At 30.5% G+C, this 6,000-nt stretch carries 6 protein-coding genes and 1 pseudogene; 4 read left to right on the forward strand and 3 right to left on the reverse strand.

All coding sequences use genetic code 11. The features are described from left to right. Window positions 1-55: 55 nt before the first annotated feature. The gene (locus BD31_RS01345) at window positions 56-478 is read left to right on the forward strand and encodes a universal stress protein (protein ID WP_008297178.1); all 423 of its coding nucleotides are present in this window, start codon (window positions 56-58) and stop codon (window positions 476-478) included. Between the two features lie 104 nt (window positions 479-582). Further along, window positions 583-1,737, forward strand: coding sequence for a J domain-containing protein (locus BD31_RS01350; protein ID WP_008297260.1), 1,155 nt, complete (start codon window positions 583-585; stop codon window positions 1,735-1,737). Between the two features lie 48 nt (window positions 1,738-1,785). Here the strand turns inward: BD31_RS01350 and BD31_RS01355 are convergent, their stop codons facing one another. After that, window positions 1,786-3,552, reverse strand: a complete 1,767-nt coding sequence (locus BD31_RS01355; protein WP_008297169.1) for a cache domain-containing protein — start codon at window positions 3,550-3,552, stop codon at window positions 1,786-1,788. Between the two features lie 146 nt (window positions 3,553-3,698). Here BD31_RS01355 and BD31_RS01360 point away from each other — a divergent pair, with 146 nt between their 5' ends. Continuing rightward, on the forward strand, window positions 3,699-4,691 hold the full coding sequence (locus BD31_RS01360; RefSeq protein WP_008297267.1) for a cupredoxin domain-containing protein: 993 nt from the start codon (window positions 3,699-3,701) through the stop codon (window positions 4,689-4,691). A gap of 35 nt (window positions 4,692-4,726) precedes the next feature. Here the strand turns inward: BD31_RS01360 and BD31_RS01365 are convergent, their stop codons facing one another. Both BD31_RS01365 and BD31_RS01370 read right to left on the reverse strand, forming a co-directional pair. Beyond that, window positions 4,727-5,026, reverse strand: coding sequence for an ATP-binding protein (locus BD31_RS01365; protein WP_007402606.1), 300 nt, complete (start codon window positions 5,024-5,026; stop codon window positions 4,727-4,729). 125 nt (window positions 5,027-5,151) lie between these two features. Continuing rightward, entirely contained in the window at window positions 5,152-5,763 is a 612-nt protein-coding gene (locus BD31_RS01370) for a hypothetical protein (RefSeq protein WP_008297093.1), read from the reverse strand. 23 nt (window positions 5,764-5,786) lie between these two features. Between BD31_RS01370 and BD31_RS01375 the strand changes: the two are divergent. Beyond that, window positions 5,787-6,000: pseudogene (locus BD31_RS01375) on the forward strand (aminotransferase class V-fold PLP-dependent enzyme); the annotation flags it as partial.

Raw genomic sequence — 6,000 nt, forward strand, 5'->3', positions numbered from 1 at the left:
TCCAACTTTGAAAATTAATGTTCCATTTTATATTAGAACACTTTAGAATTTTAATATGGCAAAATTCAATAAAATTCTGGTACCTCTAGATGGTTCTGCAAACTCAATCAGAGGATTAGATAGAGCAATTGAAATTTCAAAAGGTAGTGGAGCTGAAATCACTGGTTTTTACGTATTTCATTTACCAATTACTGCAGGAATAAAATATACACAAAAAATGAAAGACGATGCACAGACAAAGGCCGTCAAAGCTATTGGCCCTGCAATGAATAAAGCTCAAAAAGCTGGTGCTACTTTCAAATACAAAACTGGAGGTGGTCATACAGGTTCTGAAATTGTAAAATTTGCACAACAAGGAAAATTTGACATGATCGTTATAGGTGCTAGGGGGGTAGGTGGAGCTAAAGAGGCATTTCTTGGAAGTACATCAAATTATGTCATGCACAAAACAAAGATTCCGGTGTTAGTAATAAAATAAACAGATCTCATTTTTTGTATATTTTTTCAAATCCTTGATATTCTATTGATGTAATAACCTACAAGTATAGGAGATATGAAAAAATAACTTTGATGGTGTGAGTGATGGTGGAAAATAATTATGATATTTTGGGAATAGTTGAAGGTTCTACTGAAAAAGAGATTCGAGATGCATTTAGACGATTAGCCCTTCAATTTCACTCAGATCGAGGTGGAGAAAATGAACAATTTATTAAAATTAAACAAGCCTATGAGGATCTAAAAATTGGCAAAAAATATCCTGAAACTGACCTTGAAAAAATAAAAAATTCAAGAGTTTACTCTGAAGATACTGAAGCTGATGTCAGAAGAAAAAATCAGATACTTGGTCAAGAATTATTCAAAGAAATGAAAACAGCTGAAGAATGGGCAGCTACATTAAATAAAACTAATTCAACTGGAACCAGATTATTTGGATCAAAAACTCTTGGTGAAATCGAATTAGAAAGAAAAGTAACAGGTACTTTATCAATTAAAGGAAATTTTATGGCAGGAAGTCTAACTTATGACGGTCCAATAATTATGCAAGGAAGTATATCGAGTCCATCTTGGACAGAAGAATATCAAACAAATATTCATTTGACCAAAGGTGATTTCAAATTTATCGATCCCTTAGAAAATAAATATAAAATTGAAAATGGCGCAAAAATAACTGTTGATCATGGAAATGTTGTTGTAGGAAATGTTTATGGCAGAAAATACAGAGTCGAAGATCCAGACGGAAAAGTAGGAATTTTTCAAATCCGACAACATAAAACATGTATCTCAGCTCCAAATGGAAAAATTATTGCTGAAAATGTTGTCAATACAGTATTGCTAGAAGCTGATTCTATTATTGTTCTAAATGTTGAAGATGATGTAACGTTATCGGCACGCGAAATTTTATTTTACGGCAGTAAACTTACCTTTGATTCTACAATTGAATTAAAACAAGGTGGTTCTATACGATTTTTTGAAAATTTTTCAATTCAAGGATTGAGTGGTGATACAATAATCAAGCTTGAAAATGGTAAAAAAATTAGAATGTTTGATCTCAAAACTAAAAAAATCAAGGATTTAGCTGATGAATTTGTTCCAAATAAAGAAAATTACACAAAAGATGCTACTATGGTTGGACATGGATTTACAATTACTTATGATATGTTAGATAATCTTTCAAAAAAACCATCAAAAAAACAAAATACTGGTTGGGCATCAAAATTTGGTTTTTCAAAAAAATAATCAATTTATGTTTTTGATATTACATAAAAAATCTACACATTAAACTTTTTATTTCCTTCCAAATCCATCTAATCCTTTCCTTCTAACTTCAAATACATTGTAATCATATTTTTGCTTTAATTCAATAACACATAATTCAATAAAATCATACTCAGTAAGCTTCTTTGCCATTTTATACAAATTCTCACCAATGACTAAACTATTTTTTGGACAAAGAGAATTAATTTTAAAACATCGATTTACTGTAGGGCCGAAAATATCACTGATATTTGAAGTAGTACTTTCTGCTACCTTGACAGAACCATATGTTAAACTAATCTTGTAATCTAATTTAGGTAAGTTTTCAGCTGTAAGTTTTTCTTGTAATTTACTATGAGATTCAATCATAGATAAGCAACATTCTACAATATTTTTCAATACTGTATCATCTTTGATATCTACATTTGAAAATCTAAACATTAGAGCATCTCCAATATTTTTAACTATTTGACCATTGTATTCTTGAATAATTTTTGCCATAAAATTTAGGAAGATTTCATATAATTTTGTAATATCCTGATCAGATAATTTTGAAGTAATTCTAGTAGAATCTGACATATCAATTACTCCAACACAGTCATTTTGCTCACGCTGAGAAAACTTTAACATATCTCCTTTCAGCTGTTTGATGACCTCTTCTTTTTGTTTAATCTCAATTAATGATTCTTGGAGCTTTTGTGCCATTGAATCAAACGCATTTGATAATTCTTCAATTTCATCGCCTGTCTTAATGTTAGTTCTGACATTAAAATCTCCTTTTGAAATTTCATTTGCTGCAATTTTTAATTTAATTAGCGGTCTTGAAAGTGATTTTGATACTAAATATGCAGCAATACCCATGACTATTGTAATTACTATCCCAGTTTGAAGAATTCTTTCTTGTAGAATGTTTATTGGTCTTTCTACTTCTGCTTTGTCAATTTCTACAAGCATGACAATTCCTAAATCATCTGCACAATACGATGCTCCATAGATTGGAACTTTTCTATAATCTTCATAAAATCCTAAATAATCTTGTCCTTCATTGAAGCATTTTTGTACACCTAAAGTGTTTACACTTTGATTAAACACTACGTTTTCATAAAACCTAGATTCTGATAACATCAACAATTTATCATTTACGATGTAAACTTCTCCGGTTTCTCCTAATCCACTTCTATTTGTCAATACATTATCTATCGAAGCTGTACGCATTCTTGAAATTATTACACCAATCGGTTCATCTCCTTTTTTACTATCCTTTGCAAAAACTGGTGAGACAACAACCATTTTTTTCCCATTTCCAGACCGCTCAAATTCGACAAATGATTCTTTTAATCCTCTTTTGTAAAATGGATTTTCATGATAATCCTCATTTGAATTACCTACAAGAGAAAAGAAAACTTTTCCATTCTTTCCTATTATTTTTATATCTTCAAATCCTATAGAAAATCCAATTAGATCTTGAAACGCTTGGATTTGAATTAAAAAATCTCTACGATTAATTTCTTTGATCGCTTGTAATTCATTTTCTGAAACATTATTCATTTCTGAAGTTAAAAGTTGAATCATTGGATCACTTGCAAGAATATTATTTTGTTCAATTCTTGATTCAAAAAGCAGCCTTAGTGTATTGCCTCGGACTGTTGATTCTCCTAACAATTGCTCTCCTGCTCTTTCCTTTAGAATTTGATCAGCGTAATTGAAACTAAGGAATCCTGTAATTGAAAGCGCAATAACTGAGGCAATCATTACTAAGAAAATTAGTTTTTTATCTAGATTAATTGAGATTGACAATTTATTTCAGTTTTTATTTATATGGATATGAAGGCTTTTAGTAGTTTTGTGTTTATTATGGTTTTAGTAATTCTTTGAATTGATAATCATTCACATTCATGAAAATTACATCAAGTATTTAATTAACTAATTCTCATTTTAAAAATGTGAGAATAATCATCTTATTTTCAATATTTCTTGTTTTAGCCTCAACGTCTGTTGCGTATGCAGAAGAATATGTAGTTGATATTCCATTTGGAGCCTATAATCCTGAATTAAATACTCCTGCTGAAGTGTGGTATGATCCTCCTATGATGTCTGTTCTTGTAGGTGATACAGTTACTTGGTATAATGATGACAGAGAAGGTCATACAGTTACTAGTGGAGAAGGTTCTGGTCGATATGGATGGATGAGTGATAATTTTGGAACACCTGATGAATATTTTAACAGTGGTAGATTCATGCCAGGAGAATCATGGTCATACACGTTTGAAGATTCTGGTACTTTTCCATACTTTTGCACCATTCATCCTTGGATGGAAGGTGTTATAGTTGTTGAAAAATCAATTCCAGATTTTCCACATGATGCAACTGGTAAAAAAGTAGAATTTCCACTTTTACAGTACACTCCCGATTTAGCTGTAGAAGTCAATTTGTCATGGGATCCACCAGTAATCAAAACTCATGAAAAAATCCAATTTGTATATCAATTTTATGATCCTCAAACAAATTCAAATCTTGCAGAAATGAAATACAATTTTGTAATATTCCAAAATGGTAAAGAAATTTTTCGAGATGAAGGATTAAGTCAGATAGGTGGTGATTATAGAAATTTCATTTTTAGTGATTCTGGTACAATTATAATAAGAATAGAAGGAATCCACTCTCCTTCAATATTTGCTGAAGAAAGTGTAACTGTAAAAGGAGATGCAAAAGATAAAGAACAAAGGTCTGTTGATTTTACTTCAGTAGTTTATGATAATCCAGAAAAGACCACTCATGAAGCTTATCATTCAAAACCAGCACAGAGACTTTCAACTTATTACGAATTAATGATAGTCATTATTCTTGTCCCTGCTGTGCTATTTCTTGGCGCATTCTTTTGGATAATGAAAAAACCAAAACCCTCAGAGAGCAACACTGGTGCAGTTAAAATTTAAAATAATAAAAAGAAATTAAAATTGATTGAACTAATCTAATCGATTAATTCAGTCCAACCTTTGACGAAGACTGAGTTCTTGTAGAGTGGAACTGGTTGTCCAACAGTAAAGTCCATTGGTCTCATCCAAAAGATTGCTTTTGTTGGGCATACACCGATGCATGCACCATCAGAAATACATCTTTCTGGGTAGAAAACAAATGCTTTACCTCTCTTCCAGCCTTCAACTGGTTTTACTCTAAGGACATCTGGTCCTAATGTGGTACAGATTTCTACACATAGTGCGCATCCGATACACATTTGTTCGCTGATGTCTGGAATAATTCCTACTGGCATAACAAAATTATTTCTTGATTTCTTCTTAATATAATTTGCCTAAAAAAATTGTCTTATAACGGCGTTTCAAATTTTATAACGGCGTTTCAAATTTTGATCGCAAGAACATTCCCAAATTAAGCATTTTATTCTATTTTGAAAATTTTTGAACCAGTACCTATCTTCTCAATATTAGAAATTGTTATGGTTTTTTCAATTTTTTTAAGAAAATAAACTCCTATTTTTCCTGATTTGATAATCTGTTTTCCTCCTGGTGATAATATCCACTCATCACTCTCTTTTTTTCTTGCCATTGCTGTTACAATAACTGAAGTTCCAACTTGTTTTCCAATAGATGAAAGTAACATAATACATGAATTAACAAATATTGTAGATTCAAGATCATCAAACATATTATAAATTCCATTAAATGAATCGATAACAACAAGAAATTTTTTTTCTGATACTTTTGTAATGATTTCTGATATTTTTTCTTTCCAATCTGTTTTATTAGGACAAAAAATTATAACATTCTTCTTCTTCGGAATCATTCCAGATTCAACATATCCTGAATAAAGCAGATCTAAATCTACAAAAATAATTGGTTCTTCAACTACTTTGATTAACCTATTTAGAAATTCTGTTTTATGGAAAGGATCTGAGCATAAAACTATACTTGGATTATTTTGCCTAAATTCATTTTGGATATATTTTAAATTATTATCTAAAACCAGCTTAGGACTTTTATCCAACACCATTTTAGCATTTTACAGATATAATAATGAATTCTGTATCAAAGGATGTTTCTAGTGATTTTCCATATACTAAGAAAATCTATCTGAATAATGCCTCTGTAGCTCTTATGCCCACCCAAAGTATTGAAGCAATGAAAGATTTTCTAACATCATACAATTCTATGGGACCTGATTCCAAAGAGTCAGAACCATTTATTGCTGAAAAACTAAGAAATGTAAGAAAAACAATTTCAAAAATAA

The sequence above is a fragment of the Candidatus Nitrosopumilus salarius BD31 genome (assembly GCF_000242875.2).
Lineage (GTDB): Archaea > Thermoproteota > Nitrososphaeria > Nitrososphaerales > Nitrosopumilaceae > Nitrosopumilus > Nitrosopumilus salarius.

What these genes read in the sequence shown, in the direction of transcription:
- BD31_RS01345 (WP_008297178.1), top strand. Translation starts at nt 56, where the DNA reads ATGGCAAAATTCAATAAAATTCTGGTACCTCTAGATGGTTCTGCAAAC.
- BD31_RS01350 (WP_008297260.1), top strand. Translation starts at nt 583, where the DNA reads ATGGTGGAAAATAATTATGATATTTTGGGAATAGTTGAAGGTTCTACT.
- BD31_RS01365 (WP_007402606.1), bottom strand. Translation starts at nt 5,026, where the DNA reads ATGCCAGTAGGAATTATTCCAGACATCAGCGAACAAATGTGTATCGGA.
- BD31_RS01370 (WP_008297093.1), bottom strand. Translation starts at nt 5,763, where the DNA reads ATGGTGTTGGATAAAAGTCCTAAGCTGGTTTTAGATAATAATTTAAAA.